Annotated in this window: 17 protein-coding genes, 1 pseudogene and 1 riboswitch; of the genes and pseudogenes, 8 read left to right on the plus strand and 10 right to left on the minus strand. The window is 68.7% G+C overall.

Translation table 11 applies throughout. From position 1 onward, the window contains the following. Nucleotides 1-36 precede the first annotated feature (36 nt). Nucleotides 37-1584, minus strand: coding sequence for an MFS transporter (locus BLU62_RS28610; RefSeq protein WP_074853888.1), 1548 nt, complete (start codon nt 1582-1584; stop codon nt 37-39). Nucleotides 1585-1795: 211 nt separating this feature from the next. Between BLU62_RS28610 and BLU62_RS28615 the strand changes: the two genes are divergently transcribed. Together BLU62_RS28615 and BLU62_RS28620 are read left to right on the plus strand one after the other, a co-directional pair. Further along, the gene (locus BLU62_RS28615; RefSeq protein ID WP_074853889.1) at nt 1796-2833 is read left to right on the plus strand and encodes an Lrp/AsnC family transcriptional regulator; all 1038 of its coding nucleotides are present in this window, start codon (nt 1796-1798) and stop codon (nt 2831-2833) included. Nucleotides 2834-2912: 79 nt separating this feature from the next. Beyond that, entirely contained in the window at nt 2913-4229 is a 1317-nt protein-coding gene (locus BLU62_RS28620; protein WP_074853890.1) for a ClC family H(+)/Cl(-) exchange transporter, read from the plus strand. Here the strand turns inward: BLU62_RS28620 and BLU62_RS28625 are convergent. Genes BLU62_RS28625 through BLU62_RS28635 form a run of 3 tightly spaced genes read right to left on the minus strand, consistent with a single transcriptional unit; the run spans nt 4226 to nt 7232 of the window. Further along, on the minus strand, nt 4226-5056 hold the full coding sequence (locus BLU62_RS28625) for an ABC transporter ATP-binding protein (protein ID WP_074853891.1): 831 nt from the start codon (nt 5054-5056) through the stop codon (nt 4226-4228). The two genes, BLU62_RS28620 and BLU62_RS28625, sit on opposite strands and share 4 nt — an antisense overlap. Continuing rightward, nucleotides 5053-6192 (minus strand): FecCD family ABC transporter permease, encoded by a 1140-nt coding sequence (locus tag BLU62_RS28630; RefSeq protein WP_074853892.1) that lies wholly within the window; start codon nt 6190-6192, stop codon nt 5053-5055. Before BLU62_RS28630 ends, BLU62_RS28625 begins: the two co-directional genes overlap by 4 nt. Next, complete coding sequence (locus BLU62_RS28635; RefSeq protein ID WP_074853893.1) at nt 6189-7232, minus strand: FecCD family ABC transporter permease; 1044 nt, start codon at nt 7230-7232, stop codon at nt 6189-6191. Before BLU62_RS28635 ends, BLU62_RS28630 begins: the two co-directional genes overlap by 4 nt. Before the next feature lie 171 nt (nt 7233-7403). Between BLU62_RS28635 and BLU62_RS28640 the strand changes: the two genes are divergently transcribed. After that, entirely contained in the window at nt 7404-7910 is a 507-nt protein-coding gene (locus BLU62_RS28640; protein ID WP_074853894.1) for a hypothetical protein, read from the plus strand. A gap of 78 nt (nt 7911-7988) precedes the next feature. Here BLU62_RS28640 and BLU62_RS28645 read toward each other — a convergent pair whose 3' ends face one another. Continuing rightward, the gene (locus BLU62_RS28645; RefSeq protein WP_074853895.1) at nt 7989-9386 is read right to left on the minus strand and encodes an FAD-dependent oxidoreductase; all 1398 of its coding nucleotides are present in this window, start codon (nt 9384-9386) and stop codon (nt 7989-7991) included. Between the two features lie 245 nt (nt 9387-9631). Beyond that, nucleotides 9632-10657, minus strand: a complete 1026-nt coding sequence (locus BLU62_RS28650; protein WP_074853896.1) for an ABC transporter substrate-binding protein — start codon at nt 10655-10657, stop codon at nt 9632-9634. A 136-nt stretch (nt 10658-10793) separates the two neighbouring features. Between BLU62_RS28650 and BLU62_RS28655 the strand changes: the two genes are divergently transcribed. The 3 genes from BLU62_RS28655 to BLU62_RS28665 are packed head-to-tail and all read left to right on the plus strand — an operon-like array spanning nt 10794 to nt 13014. After that, nucleotides 10794-11390, plus strand: coding sequence for an Rv0361 family membrane protein (locus BLU62_RS28655; protein ID WP_074853897.1), 597 nt, complete (start codon nt 10794-10796; stop codon nt 11388-11390). Beyond that, the gene (locus BLU62_RS28660; RefSeq protein WP_074854306.1) at nt 11387-11800 is read left to right on the plus strand and encodes a rhodanese-like domain-containing protein; all 414 of its coding nucleotides are present in this window, start codon (nt 11387-11389) and stop codon (nt 11798-11800) included. Before BLU62_RS28655 ends, BLU62_RS28660 begins: the two co-directional genes overlap by 4 nt. Beyond that, nucleotides 11797-13014 (plus strand): O-succinylhomoserine sulfhydrylase, encoded by a 1218-nt coding sequence (locus BLU62_RS28665; protein ID WP_074853898.1) that lies wholly within the window; start codon nt 11797-11799, stop codon nt 13012-13014. Before BLU62_RS28660 ends, BLU62_RS28665 begins: the two co-directional genes overlap by 4 nt. 92 nt (nt 13015-13106) lie before the next feature. Here BLU62_RS28665 and BLU62_RS28670 read toward each other — a convergent pair whose 3' ends face one another. Together BLU62_RS28670 and BLU62_RS28675 are read right to left on the minus strand one after the other, a co-directional pair. Beyond that, nucleotides 13107-14051 carry an ERCC4 domain-containing protein gene (locus BLU62_RS28670; protein WP_074853899.1) on the minus strand — a complete coding sequence of 315 codons (945 nt, stop codon included), beginning with the start codon at nt 14049-14051 and terminating at the stop codon, nt 13107-13109. Between the two features lie 16 nt (nt 14052-14067). Next, the gene (locus tag BLU62_RS28675) at nt 14068-15135 is read right to left on the minus strand and encodes an isochorismate synthase (protein ID WP_084811984.1); all 1068 of its coding nucleotides are present in this window, start codon (nt 15133-15135) and stop codon (nt 14068-14070) included. 118 nt (nt 15136-15253) lie between these two features. Further along, nucleotides 15254-15368: riboswitch (SAM riboswitch) on the plus strand. 18 nt (nt 15369-15386) lie between these two features. Between BLU62_RS28675 and BLU62_RS28680 the strand changes: the two genes are divergently transcribed. Next, nucleotides 15387-16736 (plus strand): aminotransferase class V-fold PLP-dependent enzyme, encoded by a 1350-nt coding sequence (locus BLU62_RS28680; RefSeq protein ID WP_074853901.1) that lies wholly within the window; start codon nt 15387-15389, stop codon nt 16734-16736. Then, on the plus strand, nt 16733-17185 hold the full coding sequence (locus BLU62_RS28685) for a hypothetical protein (RefSeq protein WP_074853902.1): 453 nt from the start codon (nt 16733-16735) through the stop codon (nt 17183-17185). Before BLU62_RS28680 ends, BLU62_RS28685 begins: the two co-directional genes overlap by 4 nt. Nucleotides 17186-17456: 271 nt before the next feature. On the opposite strand, the pseudogene BLU62_RS28690 reads toward BLU62_RS28685, so the two are convergent. Both BLU62_RS28690 and BLU62_RS28695 read right to left on the minus strand, forming a co-directional pair. After that, nucleotides 17457-17639: pseudogene (locus tag BLU62_RS28690) on the minus strand (allantoicase); the annotation flags it as partial. 176 nt (nt 17640-17815) lie between these two features. Then, nucleotides 17816-18328, minus strand: a complete 513-nt coding sequence (locus BLU62_RS28695; RefSeq protein WP_074853903.1) for an inorganic diphosphatase — start codon at nt 18326-18328, stop codon at nt 17816-17818. Nucleotides 18329-18357: the final 29 nt, after the last annotated feature.

The raw sequence follows: 18357 nt of genomic DNA on the forward strand, positions 1-18357 counted from the left end.
CGGATTCCGGAACCAACTGCCGCAATCTCTGTCTGCCTACTGGTGGCCGGCGTTTGCCCTGGGCTTGAGCATCACCATGCACAGCACGGCGGCGGCGGCCGAGAGGACGCCCGAGAAGACCAGGCACACCTGCATGCCGTCGAGGAAGGCGTCGCCGACAGCGTTCATGACCGTGGGGGTGTCGGCGCCGAGGTCGAGCCCGGCGACCGCACCCAGGCCCTCGCCGTCCACGGCGTCGACGACGCGGTCGCGCACCTGTTCATCGATGCCGGCGTCGGTGAGCTTGGCCGGGAGCGAGTTGACGGCACCCGCTGTGAGCAGCGCGCCGAGGACCGCCGGACCGAGCGCGCCGCCGACCTGACGGAAGGCGTTGTTACCCGCCGCCGCCATACCCGCGAGCTGGTAGGGCACCGCGGAGACCGCGGTCGCGGTCATCGGTGCCATCACGAACCCCATGCCCAGGCCGAGCACGATGAGCCGCCACCCGATCGAGACGAAGGAGGTGTCGGCGTCGATGGTGAGCAGGGCGAACTGCGCCACCGCAACCGCGGCCAGGCCGCCGCCGATCATGTAGCGCGCCTGGACTCGATGCATCATCTTGCCTGCGAGCGCGCCCACGACCATGGAGGCGCCGTTCATCAGCGCGAGTCGCCAGCCGGCCTCGATGGTGCCGAGCTGCTGGACCATGCCCAAGTACATGCTGAGCACGAAGATGAAACCGATCAGCGCGAGGAAGCTGATCATCGCCACCAGGGTGGTGACGGTGAAGGCGCGACTGCGGAACAGGTCGAGGTCGAGCATCGGGCTGTCCGAACGACGTTCGACAGCAACGAAGGCCGCACCCGAGAGAACCGCGATCAGCAGGGCGACGATGACGCGGGGATCGCCCGGTCCGTTGACGCCGGCCTCGATCACGCCGAAGACCAGGGCCGTGACCGCGACCGCCGCAGTGACCTGGCCGGGCCAGTCGAGGCGCCGGGTGTGCGGGGCACGCGATTCCGGAAGCGCGGCGAATGCGATCGCGAAGGCGGCGACGGCGAACGGGATGGGCAGCACGTAGATCCAGCGCCAGCCGATGTTCTCGGCGATCGGACCGGCGATCAGCGGGCCGACGGTCAGCGCCAGCATCAGCGACGACGCCCAGATGCCGATGAACTTGCCGCGTTCACGGAAGTCCGGCACGGCATGGCTGATGAGCGCGAGGGTCGTCGGCAGCAGCGCGGCGGCGCCGGTGCCGGCCAGGGCCTGGCCGACCCATACGAACGTGATCGACTGCGCGGAGAGCGCGACGACGGAGCCCAGTGCGGACAGCGCGAGACCGGTCAGGTAGACCTTGCGGCGTCCGTGGACGTCCCCGAACACACCCGCGGTCAGGATGAAGGCCGCCATCGGCAGGACGAAGGCGTCCTGGACCCAGGACAGCTGCGCCGTCGAGGCGCCGAAGGCGTTGCCGATCGCCGGCAGGCTGACCGCGACGCTCGTGATCGGCAGATACGCCACGAAGACGCCGAGGCAGGCCATCACGATGGTGGCGGTCCGGCGCTCCGGCGGAGCGGGAAGCCTGGTGGACGTGGAGGTGGTCACGCACTCTCACATTCTCTTGTCGGGTGGGGCGGGCGCGGCCCGGTGACCGGACGCGACCGTTGGTCGTCGTCTCGGGGGGCAGGCGATGGATGCCGCGCGAACATGCGCAGGCGTCCATTGTCGGGAGGATCGCCGCGAAAACCGCAGTCAGCGGTCGAGGGGCGGAACATTTCACGTTGGAGGCGGGGGTCGGCGGTACGATTCCTCCACGATGGACGACACCGATGGCACAATCCTCCGCGCTCTGCAGGTCCATCCGCGAGCGTCGTTCCGGCGCCTCGGCGAGGCCGCCGGCATCTCGGAGCAGACCGCGGCCAGGCGCTACCAGGCACTGCGTCGCGCCGGGGTGATGCGAGTGGTGGGAATCGTGCGACCGGCGGTGCGCGGTGATTCCGAATGGGTGGCGCGCGTCCGCTGCCGTCCGGACCGCCTGGAGCCGCTGGCCGCGTCGCTGTCGCGTCGTCGGGACGTGGGCTTCGCGTACGTCGTCTCCGGCGGGACCGAGATCATCTGCGTGGTCCGGACCCCGATGGGGGCGGTCGGCGACGATGCCCTGCTGGCGGCACTCTCGTCCCGGGTGGGAGTCCTCGACGTCCGCGTCGACCTCCTGTTGCATGCCTTCAACGTCGGTTCGGCGTCGAAGTGGACCGGGTTCGGCGGTCATCTCTCCGAGTCCGCCCGGGATCTGGTGACCTCGAACGGATCCGCCCACGGCGCCGGGGACGACGATCCCGAGGCGGAGGGGGAGGACGCCGGCACCGGTGGTCCGGGGGAGAGTGCGCGTCTGACAGCCGAGGACGCGCCCCTCGTCGACGCGCTGACCCACGACGGTCGGCTCTCGCACCGGGAACTGGCGCGCATCTGCGGCTGGACCGTCGGACGCGTCCGGCGACGCCTGCGCACGCTCGAACGCAGCGGGGCACTGTACTACGACGTCGAGATCCTGCCCGAACGTCTCGGTTTCGACCTGAGTGCGACGCTGTGGCTCACCGTGGCGCCGTCGGCGATCGACGAGGTGGGCGCCGAGATCGCCGCACATGACGAGGTGGCGTTCGCGGCGGCGATCAGCGGTGACCACAACCTCATGGTCGCGGTGATCTGCCGCGACACCGACGACTTCTACCGCTATCTGCGCACCGGAGTCGGTGCCGTGGACGGGGTTCTCGGCTATTCGGTCAGCATCCGTGTCCGGCGGCTGAAACAGAATGCGTCACTCGTGGTGCAGGGCCGTCTGGTTCAGCCGGTGTGACCGCGATTCGCCCATCGGTGACACGGATCCACCGTTCGTCAAGCGCCGGTGTGAACGTCATGCGCGGTAACTTTCACGTGTGACCTCGCCGACGACGGACAATCAGGGCCTGGTGAGGTTGTGCGTGCTCGCCGTCCTCGCGGGATGTGTGACAGGTGTACTCGGCGGGGCCTTCCGTTGGTGCCTCGACCATCTCAACCGGTGGCGGTTCGAGATGCTGGACTGGGCCGACGGTCTCGGTGCGCCGGGGTGGTTCATCCCGGTGGCGGTGACGGCTGCGGGAGCCGCCTTCGGCGCGCTCGTGTCGCATCTCGTACCGACCGCCGCGGGCAGCGGAATCCAGCACGTGGAGGCCGTCGAACGCGGTGAGGCGGAGCCGGCGCCGCTCCGGGTCGTCCCCGCCCGCTTCTTCGGTGGCCTCGCCGCGATCGGTTCCGGTCTGATCCTCGGCCGCGAGGGACCGACCGTGCACATGGGTGCGGCCGTCGGTTCCGAGACCGGGCGCCGTGCCAAGCTCGACGAGCACGACGTCCGCGTCATGCAGACCTCGCTCAGCGGGGCCGGTCTGGCGGTCGCCTTCACGGCGCCGGTGGGCGGCGCGCTCTTCGCGCTCGAGGAGGTGACGCACTCGTTCCGGATCCGGGTGGTGGTGCCGACCATCCTCGCCGTCGCCGCGGCGGTGGCCTGCGGACACGTGATCCTGGGTGACCGGCCCGACTTCCTCGTCGGAGTGGTGGCCGCGCCCTCGATCACCCTGTTGCCGGTGTTCGTGGTCTTCGGGCTCCTCAGCGGACTCGTCGGAATCGCCTACGGGCGAGCGGTTCTCGGGGCGATCAACGCGGTTCGTGGGATCACGCGTGTTCCGGCGATCGCCAAGGCGGCGATCATCGGTGCGATCGTCGGCGGCCTGATGGCGATCGATGCCGACGCGGCCGGTGGGGGCGACAACCTCGCGCAACAGATCTTCGACGGTTCGGTCGTGCTCCCGGTGGTGGCCGCGCTGTTCCTGGTCCGGTTCGTCGCCGGTCCGTTGTCGTATGCCGCGGGAACCCCGGGCGGCCTGTTCGCGCCGATGCTCGCGCTCGGCGCACTGTGGGGGGTCCTGTTCGCCGCGGGCCTCGACGCCGTGCTCCCGCAATCGGATTCGACGCTGCGCGACGCCCTGGTGCTCGCCGGCATGGCCGCGCTGTTCGGTGCGGTGGTGCGGGCGCCGCTCACCGGCATGGTCGTGGTGATGGAGATGAGTGCGACGACCACGGTGGCGGTGCCCATGCTCGCCGCGACCGCGGCGGCCGTGCTCGTCGCACATCTCTCCGGAACGCCGCCCGTCTACGACTCACTCCGCGAGCAGATGCTCGCCAACGATGCCGGGCGCGAACGGGGCGCGGGAAACTAGAAGGCCCGCGTGTGCGCGCCGAGCGGCACGATGAGCGGCCCGCCCGCGATCGGGTCCGTCATCACATGCGCGCGCAGGCCGAAGGCGTCGTCGAGCATCTCGGCGTCGATGACCTCGGACGGGGTGCCGACGGTGACGATCGCGCCGTTCTTCATCACGACCAGCGAATCGCTGTAGCGGGCCGCGAGATTCAGGTCGTGCAACACCATGACCACGGTCTTGCCGTGCTCGTCGCGGAGGCGTCGGACGAGGTCGAGGACGTCGATCGAATGCGCGAGGTCGAGGTAGGTGGTCGGCTCGTCGAGCAGGATCAGGTCGGTGCCCTGCGCGAGCGTGAGCGCGATCCAGACCCGTTGCCGTTGACCGCCGGAGAGTGCGTCGAGAGTGCGGTCGGCGAGTTCGAGGGTGTCGGTCATCTCCATCGCCTCGGCCACCGCGGCCTCGTCGGCGGCGGTTGCCTGCTGGTACCACCGCTGATGCGGATGCCGGCCCCGGCCGACGAGGTCGGCGACGGTCAGACCCTCGGGTGCGACCGGATTCTGGGGCAGGATCGCCAGGGTCCGGGCCACCTGCTTGGGCCGGACATGCGAGATGTCGTCGCCGTCGAGGTAGACCGTGCCTGCCTTGGGCGGCAGCAGTCGTGCGAGGCATCGCAGCAGCGTCGACTTGCCGCAGCCGTTGGAGCCGATGATCGTCGTGACCTGGCCGTCGGGGATGTCGATGTCCAGGCCGTCGATGACCACGCGCTGGTCGTAGCCGACGGTCAGCCCGGTGCCGCGCAGCCGCGACGTCGACTGCAGCTTGTGATCGGTGGGGGAGATGGTCATACGGTCGCCTTCCGGGACATCGTGATCATCAGGTAGATGAGGAACGGTCCGCCGATCGCGGCGGTGACGATGCCGACGGGCAGCCCGCCGGGTAGCACCGTGCGGCACAACAGGTCTCCGCCGAGCACGAGGGACGCACCGATCAGGCCGGACAGCAGTGGGGTCGGTACCGCCGTCCGGGCCAGCCGCAGCGCGATCTGCGGTGCGAGCAGGGCGACGAACGCGATCGGTCCGGCGGCGGACACGCACAGCGCGCTGACCAGGACCGCCGTCAGCAGCAGCGTGGTGGACACCGCGCCGGTCCGGACGCCGAGTCCGCGTGCGAGATCCGGGCCGAGGCTGAGCATGCCGATCTGCCGGGAGAACACGACGATCATGACGACGCCGGCCACGACCCCGCCGACCACCGGCCAGACATTGGACCAGCCGACATTGGCGACCGAGCCCACCAACCACACCTGGGCACGCCCGACGTCGCGGATGTCGGCACGGGTGAGCAGGAAGTTGGTGAGCGCCTGCAGCATCCACGTCATGCCGACGCCGATCAGGACGAGGCGGAACGGATTGATGCCGCTGTTGGCCTTGCGGCCCGGCCAGGCCAGCACGTACATCAGCGCGGCGGTCAGCAGCGCACCGATCATCGCCGACGCCGGGACGCCGAGGTCGCCGAACCAGCTGCCCCAGCTCGTGTTCGAGAAGGCGAGGGCCGCGACCGCCGCCGCGCTTGCACCCGCGGTGATTCCGAGGATGTCGGGGGTGGCGAGGGGGTTCTGTGAGATCAGCTGGGTGATGGACCCCGACATGCCGAGTCCGATGCCCACCAGCAGGCCGACGAGGGCCCGGGGGAGCGCGACGTCGAAGACGACGACGTTCTCGATGCGGGTGCCGCCGCCGAGCAGGATGCGTGCGACGTCGACCGGGGTGAGCGGGAAGTCGCTGACGCCGACGCTCGTCAGGAACAGCACGACGGCGAGTGCCGCGGAGACGAGCGCGACGATCAGCATGCGCGGACGCACGACGACCGAGACCGGCTCGATCGCGAGGCGGTAGCCGCCGGGATGCGGCGCGATGCCCCGCGTACGGGTCGCGGGCCCACCTGAAGCCGGCTCGGGCGTCTTCACGTCGGACGTGCTCATACGGATGCCAATCTCTGCCGACGGACCATGAAGATCAGGAACGGTGCGCCGACGAGCGCCAGCATCACGCCAACCTGGACCTCGCCGGGGCGCGCGACGACGCGGCCGAGGATGTCGCAGCCGACGAGGAGTATCCCGCCGAACAGCGCCGAATACGGGATGATCCAGCGATAGTCGGAGCCGACGATCCCACGCGCGATGTGCGGCACCACGAGCCCGAGGAAGACGATCGGACCGCAGGCCGCGGTGGCCGCGCCGATCAGCAGGGTGATCGTCAGGATGCCGAGCGCGCGGATGAGCACCACCCGGGAGCCGAGCGCCTTGGTCATGTCGTCGCCGAGGCTCAACACGTTGAGGAAGAAACCGCTCGCCAGCGCGAAGACGAGTCCGACTCCGATGAACGGCAGGCTCGCCCAGAACACGTCGATCCCGCGGCCGGCGGTCGACCCGACGCTCCAGAACCGCCACTGGTCGAGCGAGTTGGTGTCGACCAGCACGATCGACGACGTGATCGCGGTGAGCATCGCCGTGAGACCGGTGCCGGCGAGCACGAGGGTGAGTGGACTCGAGCCGCTCAGGGCGGACAGACCGAAGACGACGGTCGCGGCGATGATCGCGCCGAGCAGCCCGAAGAACATGAACGCGAGGGGGCTGGTGATGCCGAGCACGTAGATCCCGGCGACCACCGCGCATGCGGCGCCGGCATTGACGCCGAGCATGCCGGGATCGGCGATGGGGTTGCGTGTGTGCCCCTGCGTGATGGCACCGGCCGCGCCCACGGCCAGACCGGCGAACAGCCCGAGCAGGGTTCGCGGGACGCGGAGGTCCCAGACGATGCCGTCGACGTCGGTGTCCTTGGGGATCACCGGCATCCGCAGATCGAGGAGGGCCGCCCAGATCTCCGAGACCCCCGTGGCGAAACTCGTCCAGACCTCGTCGAGCGGAACCGGACGCGTGCCGAAGAGCACCGAGGCGATGACCAGCCCCACCAGGGCCGCGACCAGCACGGGAATGCCGAGGACACGGAGGGAGCGGCGCACAAAGGGTTACCTTACCAACGCAGCTCGGCGGCCCGGACAGGGCGGCACCGTGCATGTCGTTCGGATAACGAAAGAACACGACGCCTGAGTCGAGCCTGTGTATTCGGTAACACTGCGTTGAGCTCGGATCGATATGCCCAATGTTTCCAGGGTTGTGAATCAGGAGGATCTATGAAGTCACTCAAACGGGCCGTTGTCGGGGTGTTGGCTGCGGGGAGCATCGCAGCGGGCACGCTCGTGGGTGCTGCGCCCGCGCATGCCGCCGTCCCCAATCTTCAGATGACGGGCGGGGTCTACTGCCAGTTCGGAGCGCCGGGTACGCCGTGGAACCAGGCGTGGAGCATGACCCGGTTCATGCGGGTCACCGCGCGTGACGGCGAGTTCCGCAACGTCACCCTGCAGGAGATCAACGGCGCGACGAAGTTCAAGTCGCAGCTGAAGAAGAACGAATCGCTGACGATCAAGACCACCTGGTTCGGGTGCTTCCCGTCGTCGATCGCCGGATACGCGATCTCCGACTACGCCGAGAACCTGACGGACAACGCCGGCTTCTGGTGGAACGTCCGACGCATCGACAACCCGCTCGACCGGTTCGGTACGGGCTCGTCCGCGTCGGCGGCGGCCCTGACGGGCGGCGGCACCGACGTCAAGGGAGTGCCCGCGATCCCCGGTCGCTAGGCCCGGCGCAGGCGAACGAACGACGAGGGGCGACCGGTGAGAACCGGTCGCCCCTCGTCGTTGTTCTGGCGGTGTCGATCAGGCCGACGGACGCGCCACCTTGGTGGGCTCCGACGCGGCGAGCATGTCTTCCCGCTCGACGACCTTCACGCGCTCACGGCCTTCGGCGGCACCGAGTGCGCGTTCGTGCTCGTCGAGGCGGTACCAGCCGTCCCACGTGGTGAACGGGATGTTCTTCGACTCGAGCAGCTCGATGATCGCGTCCTCGCCGGGCGTGGCGGGATCGAGGAGTTTCTCGGCCTCCATGTCCTTGAAGATGCAGTCGACGGTCTCGTTGGCGTCGCCCTTGGTGTGGCCGATGAGGCCGACCGGTCCGCGCTTGACCCAGCCGGTGGTGTAGACGCCGGTGAGCTGGCGGCCCTCGTCGAAGACGCGTCCGGCCTCGTTGGGGATGACCCCGGCCTGCGAGTCGAAGGGGATCTCGGGCAGGTTGTCCGAGAGGTAGCCGACCGCCCGGTAGACCGCGCCGACCTCCCAGTCGGTGATCTTGCCGGTCGGCTTGACGTTGCCGGTGCCGTCGAGCTGGGTGCGCTCGGTGCGCAGGCCGACGACCTTGCCGTCTTCGCCGAGGATCTCGATGGGGCTTTCGAAGAAGTGCAGGAACAGCTTGTGGATCGCGCCCTGCTTGGGCTCGCGGATCGCGTAGTTCTCGATGATCGTCGCGACCTGGTCGGTGATCTTCGAGCCGCGGCGGGCGACGGTCGAACCCTCGTCGTAGTCGATGTCCTCGGGGTTGACGATGACCTCGATGTTCGGCGAGTGATCGAGCTCCTTGAGCTCGAGCGGGGTGAACTTGGCCTGGGCCGGTCCGCGGCGACCGAAGACGTGCACCTCGATCGCCTTGTTGGCCTTGAGGCCCTCGTAGACGTTGGCCGGGATCTCGGTCGGCAGCAGCTCGTCGCCGGTCTTGGCGAGAACGCGTGCCACGTCGAGGGCGACGTTGCCGACGCCGATGACGGCGACCTTCTCCTGCTCCAGCGGCCAGGTGCGCGGGAAGTCGGGGTGGCCGTCGTACCAGGCGACGAACTGCGCGGCGCCGTAGCTGCCCTCGAGGTCGATGCCCGGGATGTCGAGCGCGCGGTCGTCGGTGGCGCCGGTGGAGAAGATGATGGCGTCGTAGTGCTGCTTGAGCTCGGCGAGCGTGATGTCGGTGCCGTAGTCGACGTTGCCGAGCAGGCGGACCTGCGGCTTGTCGAGCACCTTGTGCAGCGCGGTGATGATGCCCTTGATGCGCGGGTGATCAGGCGCGACGCCGTAACGGATCAGACCGAACGGAGCCGGCATACGCTCGTAGAGGTCGATGCTGACGCCGCGGTCCTTCGCGGAGTCGGACTTCATCAACGCGTCGGCGGCGTAGATCCCGGCGGGACCAGCACCGACGATCGCAACCCGCAGCGGGCGGCTGTTGTCGCTCATGGAGTAGGTGTCTTCCGTTGCTCGGCGCGCCCCGACGCAGGAACAGGATTCCGGAACCCTGGATCCTACTGTCGACACGCTTGGATAAGGCCTATCCCTTCTACGGTAGGCGCTTGGTGTCTGCGACCAAAATTAGCTGTGAGGTAATCCTCACTTCTCGACGTCATCGTGATGGCGGCGTCGGCGCGCCCCTCATCGCGAGTCGGCGGCGGTCGCGATTAGTCCGACGGCCGTCGGCGCGCTCCTCATCGCGAGTCGGCGGCGGTCGCGATTAGTCCGACGGCCTGACCGGCCACCCACGGGATCGTGAGCAGCGTCGGTACCGACATGGCGCTGCCGACTTCCTGCGGCAGGTAGGCGACGCGTCCGGAACGCGCCACCTCGAGACGGGTGAACGCCGGGTTCGAGCGCAGCTTGTCGTTGGAGCCCTGCCAGTCCACGGCGACGACGATGTCCGCAGAGTCGAGACGGTCGAGGCTCTCGGCGGGCAGTTCGCCGTAGAACCCGCTGGTGATCGCATCCCGCAGAGAGGGCGGATAGACGAGGCCGTAACCCGCGAGGGTCTGTGCGCGGCCGTCCCCGGGTCCGTACACCGAGACGCCGCCCGTCGGGCTCGCGGTCACGACGACGGCGGTCTTGCCCGCGAACTGCGGATTCTTCGCCCGGATGCCCGCGAGGAAGGACTCGGTCTCGCCGACCTTGCGCCGGGCGAGGTCGGGTTGCCCGATCGCGGTGCCGATCTGGATCGTCTGCGCATCCCACGGCACCTGCCAGGGCTCGAACCGCGCCTGCCGGAGGATGGTCGGCGCGGTCTTGCTGAGCAGTTCGAACTGGTCGCGGGTGGGATCGGCGCCGACCGCGGTGATCAGATCCGGGCGGGTGGCGAGGGCCTTGGGGATCTCGTCACCGAGAGCCGCCGAGGAGTTGGAGAGGACCACCGGCTTCGCGTCGCCGATGAGTTCGGCGTTCCACGGCGCGGTGGCCTGGTCGGGATCGGCGAAGGGGGCGATCGTCGTCGGCATGACACCGAGGGCCAGCAGTGTGTCCCCGTCGCCGACGCCGAGCGCGGCGATCCGCGTGGGTGCCTTCTCCACGATCGCCGGCGCGTAGGCCTGTTGCACCGTCACGGGTATCGCGCCCGCTTCCGGGGTGGGCACGCGCGCCGAAGCGTCGGCGACGTCCTCCTCGGGTGCCGAGCAGGAGGAGACCACCAGCGCGGCCGCGATCGCCGCGAGCAGGAGTCCGAACAGTCGATGGGTGAGCGAACGCATGAGGTCCTCGCCGGTCGGCAGCAGTTGTTAGGGCCACCTTACTGATCGCGGTCGGTGGCGCCCCCCGCGATTCGGCCGCAGGGCTGCGCCGACGCCGGGCGGAGATCACACCCGGTCGGTCGATACACTTCGCGCCATGGCCAAAGCTGCAGGCGGGGGCCCCGACAACAAGCCCTCCGGTAAGGGCGCCGCATCCCGGAACACCTCACGGGGCGCTGCGTCCTCGAAGAAGCCTGCGTCCGGGAAGGTCGGATCGCCGAACGAGGACGTCGACGCCGCCCTCGTCGAGGAGGCGCCGCCCAGTTGGAAGAACGCGTGGCCGTTCTTCGCCGCGGCGGGATTCGTCGGACTGGTGGTGCTCGCGATCGTGCTCTCCAGCATCTCGCGGCCGGCGGAGGAACGGGTCAGCGACGACGCGCGGGTCCAATACGCCATCAACGACCTGTACACGGCCAAGAACGGCCCGAACTACGTCGAGTACCGCGCGAATACATGTGAGGCCGATCTGAACATGCCAGGCTTCCCCGCCGAGGCGCAGTTCGTCGCCGAGAACCAGGCGTCGCTGGACAAGAACGGCCACATCGAGATCCCCGAGATCACCGACCTGGTGGTCGACGGTGACCGGGCGACCGTGAAGGTCCATTGGCACTATAAGAACACTCCCGACGACAAGCAGGTCGTCGAGACGACCGTGATTCGCGAGAACGGCGAATGGAAGGTGTGCTCATCATGACCTATGCCGGCGACCTGACCCCCCTCGAGGCATGGGAGAAGCTCGAGAACAACCCCGACGCGGTCCTCGTCGACTGTCGGACGCAGGCCGAATGGTCGTTCGTCGGCGTCCCCGACCTCGAGGTGCTGGGCAAGCGCACGATCTTCGCCGAGTGGACGACGTTCCCCGAGGGCCGGCGCAACGAGCAGTTCGTCGCGCAGCTGCGCGACGCCGGGGTCACCGATGACAACGAGGTCATCTTCCTCTGCCGCTCGGGCCATCGATCGATCGGTGCGGCCGAGGCGGCGACCGCCGACGGAATCGGCAAGGCCTACAACGTGGTCGACGGGTTCGAGGGTGCCCTCGACAGCAACGACCATCGGGGCGCGTCCGGGTGGCGTGCCGAGAATCTGCCGTGGAGGCAATCGTGAGTGCTGATCTGTCCGTGGGTCGTGAACTGCCGGAAGGTCTTTCGCCCGACACCATCGCCGTTCGCGGCGGCCTCGTCCGCTCCGGGTTCCACGAGACCGCCGAGGCGCTCTACCTGACCAGCGGATACGTCTACGACTCCGCCGAGGCCGCCGAGCGCGCCTTCACCGGCGAGGACCAGCGGTTCGTCTACTCCCGGTACGGCAACCCGACCGTGCACATGTTCCAGGAGCGCCTGCGTCAGCTCGAAGGTGCGGAGGCCTGCTTCGCGACCGCAAGCGGCATGGCCGCGGTGTTCGTCGCGCTCGGCGCCCTGCTGAAGGCCGGCGACCGGCTCGTCGCCGCCCGCAGCCTGTTCGGCTCATGCTTCGTGGTGTGTAACGAGATCCTGCCGCGCTGGGGCATCGAGACCGAGTTCGTCGACGGCGAAGACCTCGAGCAGTGGGAACGCGCATTGTCGAAGCCGACCGACGCGGTGTTCTTCGAGACCCCGTCGAACCCGATGCAGACGCTCGTCGACGTCGCCAAGGTGTCCGAACTGGCCCACGCCGCGGGCGCGAAGGTGGTGCTGGACAACGTCTTCGCCACCCCGCTGCTGCAGCGCGGCCTGGAACTCGGCGCCGACGTCATCGTCTACTCGGGCACCAAGCACATCGACGGCCAGGGGCGCGTCATGGGCGGCGCCGTCCTCGGCACCAAGGAATACATCGACGGCCCGGTCCAGCAACTGATGCGTCACACCGGTCCGGCGCTGAGCCCGTTCAACGCCTGGACATTGGTCAAGGGACTCGAGACGATGCGCCTGCGGGTCGACGCCTCGGTCGCCTCGGCGCTGCGCATCGCGGAGTTCCTGGAAGCCGATCCGCGGGTTCGCTGGGTGAAATACCCGTTCCTGCAGTCACATCCGCAGTACGAACTCGCCAAGAGCCAGATGTCCGGCGGTGGCACCGTGGTGACCTTCGAGCTCAACGACCACGACGGCATCGACGGCAAGAAGCGCGCCTTCGAGGTGCTCAATGCCCTGCAGGTCATCGACATCTCCAACAATCTGGGTGACTCCAAGTCGCTGATCACCCACCCGGCCACCACCACGCACCGCGCGATGGGACCAGAGGGACGTGCCGCGATCGGACTCAGCGACTCGGTCGTCCGGCTCTCCGTCGGCCTCGAGGGCATCGACGACCTGCTCGCAGACCTGGATCAGGCGCTCGGCTGACCGGCAAACCCACCCTTTTTCCGCAGAATCACCACCCCTCGGGGTGCTGGGTTTGCCGAAAAAGGGTGGGTTTCTGGCTGGCGGCTAGCCTCTCAGCCGTTCCGGGCCTCCCACGCCCGGCGTACCGCGCTCGGGATACGGCCTTTCGCCGGGACCTCGATGCCTTGGGCGGTCGCCCATGCGCGGATCTGCGCGGGAGTGGCTTCCGGACCCGCGAGACTCTCGACGACGGCTTCGGTGCCGACCGCCAGTCGCCACTCATGAAGTGCGGCGCCAAGCCAGCGATAGGTCCACTCCTCGGCGAGTTTTCGGTTGTCGCAGAACACGATCGGCACCGACGGGAACCGAACCTGGGCTTCGGCGACTGCCTCGGCCAGTGGCGAGGCTGCGACGTGTTCGTGGTTGAAGATCTTGCTGTAGGCCGCTTCGACGACGACCGCCGCACGGTGTAGGCCAGCGAGGTCCGCGAGCTGGTAGGTGAATTTCCCCGACATCAGGCCACCGGCGAGGTCGTCGATCGATTTTCGTTCGACCGCGGCGACGACGGTGTCCCCCTCGACGATCGCGTAGTCGCCGGCGGACAGCCGGCGCCGGGTGGTGGTCGCCTGCTGGTGACCGAACGAGTACGCGTACTTCTCGCCGGAGTCGACGACGATCTCGAGAGCCTGTCCGTGGGCCCGGGCTGTGGGTAGGGCTACGTTGGGTCGAGCTTGTTTGGTGGTACGACGCGATTGCCAGAAGATCATCTCTCGGCCCCGTGCGCGCGTCAGGACGAATTGTGACCGGTTCTCGCGGGCGCGGTCGAGGACGAGATCGATGGCGGCGCCGCGTCGTGAGACCGATCGAACCGGATGGGTCTCGACGATCTCCGGTTCCGCGGGCCACTCGAGTGCCCGGTGACAGTAGATCTTCGTCGCGCGGGGCCAGGTGTCACGGACCTTGAGCACGATTCCATTGGGGCCGAGGGGAATCCGCACGAGATAGGGCAGCGTCGACCCTTCTTCGGGGTTTCGCGCCACGACGAAATCGTCGATCATCGTCGACGATCGTAACTCAGATCGCTCTCATCCCGAGCGCGTTCAGCACAGTCCTCAACTTGAACGCGGTCTCGTCCAGTTCCGCCTGCGGATCGGAGTGTTCGACGATGCCGCCGCCGGCCCACGTCCGCAGGCTCCGACCATCGGCTGCGAGTTCGGCGCAGCGGATGGTGACCATCCATTCGCCGTCCCCGGCGGCGTCGCACCAGCCGACGGTGCCGGCATAGAAGCCCCGATCACCTTCGACGTCGCGGATGATCTGGGCGGCAACATCACTCGGGGTTCCGCAGACGGCGGGTGTGGGTCCCAGGAGTAGGGCCAGGTCGAGTGCGGTGGTCGCCGGGTCGCGCAGCGTCGCACGGATCGGGGTGGCCAGATGCCACATCTCCCCGGTCGACTCGAGCTGTGGTGTCGACGGTGCGTCGACGTCGTCGCAGAGGTGCCCAAGGCGTTCGCGAAGATGGTCGACGACGAAGGCGTGCTCGGCGAGATCCTTTGCCGAGGATGCCAATTCGTCGGCGGTCGCACGGTCGGCCGCCGGGTCGGCGGACCGCGGTGCCGAACCCGCATACGGGTGGCAGGTCACCGTCGAGCCCGACTTGCGCAGTAGTGCTTCGGGACTCGCGCCGAGCAGCCATGAGCCCGAACCCGTTGCGGCGCCGAGATCGACAGCAAACGCGTTGTGTCCGGCGTTTCCGCCGGCGAGTGCGTCGAGGAATTCGGCCGGCCGGATCTGTTCGTCGAGCACCAGGTCCACACTGCGCGCGAGCACGACCTTCCCGACGTCGCCGGCGACGATGCGTTTGACCGCGTGCGCGATGCGTTCGCGATGCTCGTCGGCGTCGGGGTGAAGCACGGTCGATACCGCTCGCCGGGACAGTGGCGCACTCCCGGTCAGGGGAGCCTCGCCGGTCTGCAGGCGGGCGGGGGCGACCAGCGCCGCCGGGTCGCGGACATCGAACGGGATCGCCCCGGTCAGCGCCTCGACCTCGCCCGCCCGCAGCGCAGCGGACGCCTCGTCGACGTCGGTGAACGACCGGACCACCCCTTCGCCCCGCACGGTGCCGTGCGGGCGCGACAACACGAAGACCTCACTCGATGTCGGTGACACGACAGCCAGGGTACAGGTAAGCCTGCCCTAACTTCGAATCACGGTGATCCTAAATTGACACCTCGTGGCGGGATCCGCGAACCTTGTCGCAGGTCATGAGTGCCAGTGACAAGCCCCGGCTCGCTGGTCGGCAACCCTCCTCCACGGTGGGGTGCTCCGGGTGACGACCCGGCTGCGTTCGAACCCGAACGCGGCAAGTGTGGATTTCTCGAGGAGTTCTCGTCATGACTGCTGTGCTCTCGGCACCCGTCGAACCCGCCCGTCCGGCTCGCGATGCAGTGCTGTCCGACGCCGCCCCGGCACCGTTCATCCCAGCCCTCGCGCCGGTCGTCGGCGCAGAGGCACAGGTCCCCGTCGCCGCAGGACGCAGCGTCGCCTACGCCAATCTCGACTACGCAGCGAGCGCGCCGGCGCTGGCGTCGGTCGCCGCGCACGTCGCCGGTGCGCTCGGTGAGTACGCCAGCGTGCACCGCGGCGCCGGGCACCTGTCGCAGGTCACCACCCGCCGATACGAAGCCGCCCGCGAGACCGTCCGCGGGTTCGTCCGCGGCCGGGTCGACGACACCGTCGTCTTCACCCGCAACACCACCGACGCCATCAACCTCGCCGCCCACATCACGCCCGGCGACGTCGTGGTCCTGGACATCGAGCACCACGCCAACCTGCTCCCGTGGTGCGCGCCGAAGAACGGCCGCAATCGGGCGCGCGTCGTCACCGCCCGCGACACCATCGAGGACACCCTCGTCGCGATCGAGGCCGAACTCGCCTCGAAGCCGGCGTCGCTGCTGGCCGTGACCGCGGCGTCGAACGTCACCGGCGAGGTCCTCCCGATCAGCCGGCTGGCCTCGATCGCCCACCGTCACGGCGCGCGCATCCTGGTCGACGCCGCGCAGCTCGTCGCGCACCGTCCCATCTCGATCGTCAGCCACGGCATCGACTACCTGGCCTTCTCCGGGCACAAGGCGTACGCGCCGTTCGGTGCCGGGGTGCTCATCGGACGGTCGGACTGGTTCGACGCCGCCGACCCGTATCTCGCCGGTGGCGGAGCGACCGCCGACGTCGATGTCCGCCACGACGACCACACCGCCGGCGCCACCTGGCACACCGGCGCCGCTCGCCACGAGGCCGGCTCACCCAACGTGCTCGGGGCCGTCTCGATCGCCGAGGCGTGCGCCGCGCTCGCCGAACTCGGCCCCGAGGCCATCGGCCTTCACGAACTCCGGCTCTGCGAACGGCTCGACGCCGGGCTGGCACGCATCGACGGAGTGCGACCGCTGCAGATCTTCACCGACTCCGCCGACCGCGTCGGCATCGCCGGATTCACCGTCGACGGAGTAGCGCCGCGGGCCGTCGCCGAATACCTGAGCGACGAACACGGAATCGGCGTGCGCGACGGCAAGTTCTGCGCCCACCCGTTGCTCAAACGGCTCGGTCACCCCGAGGGTGCCGTCCGCGCGAGCTTCGGCGCCGGCACCACCTCCGACGACGTCGACCGCCTGCTCGACGCACTCGCCTCGCTCTGCGACACCACGACCATCACCCGACCAGAACTCGACGAGGGGAACCCGGCATGACCATCCAACTCGACACCACTCGCGGCGCCGTCACCATCGGGCGCCCCGGCTTCCGGGTCGCGGTCGCGGGAGATGCTGTGGCACAGACCTTCCCGATAGTCGTGCGTCGCGAGACGCTGCGGGATGCGCAGCGTGCGCGTTCGCTGCTGCGGGCCGGTACCCACGATCAGGCGAACTTTGTGGTCGCCCTCGAGATCGAGGTGGCCATCGCGCCGCACGCCGCGTCGGCTCGCGCCGCCGTGGAACAGGCCGGCGCCTCCACCGAGGACTCGGAGACCATCCGCTACGTCGGCACCACCCACGGTCTGATCACGCTGCTGCGCGACATCTACGCCGCCGAGGTCGCCGACGCCGTGATCCTGGTCCCGATCGACGGTTCGGCCACCGATCGTCGTATCCGTGAGCAGGTTCTCCCGGTCTTCGCCGACGTGCGGCACCGGGTGGCCTGAGCCTTCGAGGCTCGCTTCGCTCGCACCTCCGGCAGCGGAGCTGGGTGCGTTGCGTTCTTTCGGATCAGTGCCCGCGGCCGGTGAACTGGGCGTCGTGGGGGTCGAAGAGGTTCGCTCCCTGAGGAGTGTGGCCGGAGCCCCGACTGCCGAACCTCAACTCGACCGGCAGACGTCGATCGAAGTCTGCGGGTCGGGTTGACGTCGACCGGTGGTTGGGTGGGCGACGGTGTCTCACCGGGCCTTCGAGGCTCGTCGCTTGCGCTCCTCGCGCCTCAGGCAGCGGAGCTGGTCGTCGGCGGGTCTCCCAGCCGTCGTACACCTGGCCTCTGTGGCCGAATGTCGCCGGCTGATACTCCGCGGGCGTCGTCTTGATCAGGTTCTGCGATTCGGCGAAGAGTTCGTCGTTGGTCCAGACGACGGCACCGCCGAGATCCCGTAATGCCAGGTCAGGCATCGAAGTGAAGTGCGGACGGGTTCCTGCGGGGTTCGGTGGCGGCAGCGGGGTCACGACAGTCGATCCTCCTATCGACGTTTCGCCGATGCGCAGGCCGGCGAAAGGCGGTCGAAACGCACAGACCGCCGACGACAGCGTGTGTCGTCGGCGGTCCGGGAGCGACTGATCGGGTGGCGTCAGCCGCGCGAGGGCTCGTTGGCCTCGTCGGGGTGTGCCGCGAGACGGTCGATGGCCTCCTGGGCGACCTTCTCGGCTTCCTCCCGGCCGACCCAACCGCCGGGCTGGACCTCCTTGCCGGGCTCGAGGTCTTTGTAGTGCTCGAAGAAGTGCGAGATCGGACCCAGTTCGTACTCCGACACGTCGGAGATGTCCTTGATGTGGTCCCAGCGCACGTCACCGGCGGGCACGCACAGCAGCTTGTCGTCGCCGCCCGCCTCGTCGGTCATCGTGTACATGCCGACGATGCGGGCACGCACGATGATGCCGGGGAAAACCGACTCGGGCAGCAGGACCATCGCGTCGAGCGGGTCGCCGTCCTCGCCGAGGGTGCCGTCGATGTAGCCGTAGTCGGCCGGGTAGCCCATCGAGGTGTACAGGTAGCGGTCGAGGTAGACCTTCCCCGTCTCGTGGTCGACCTCGTACTTGTTTCGGCCACCTTTGGGGATCTCGATGGTCACATCGAATTCCACTGTTCCTCCTGGCAGTTGCGGATCGGGGT

The sequence above is a fragment of the Gordonia westfalica genome (genome assembly GCF_900105725.1).
Classification (GTDB): domain Bacteria; phylum Actinomycetota; class Actinomycetes; order Mycobacteriales; family Mycobacteriaceae; genus Gordonia; species Gordonia westfalica.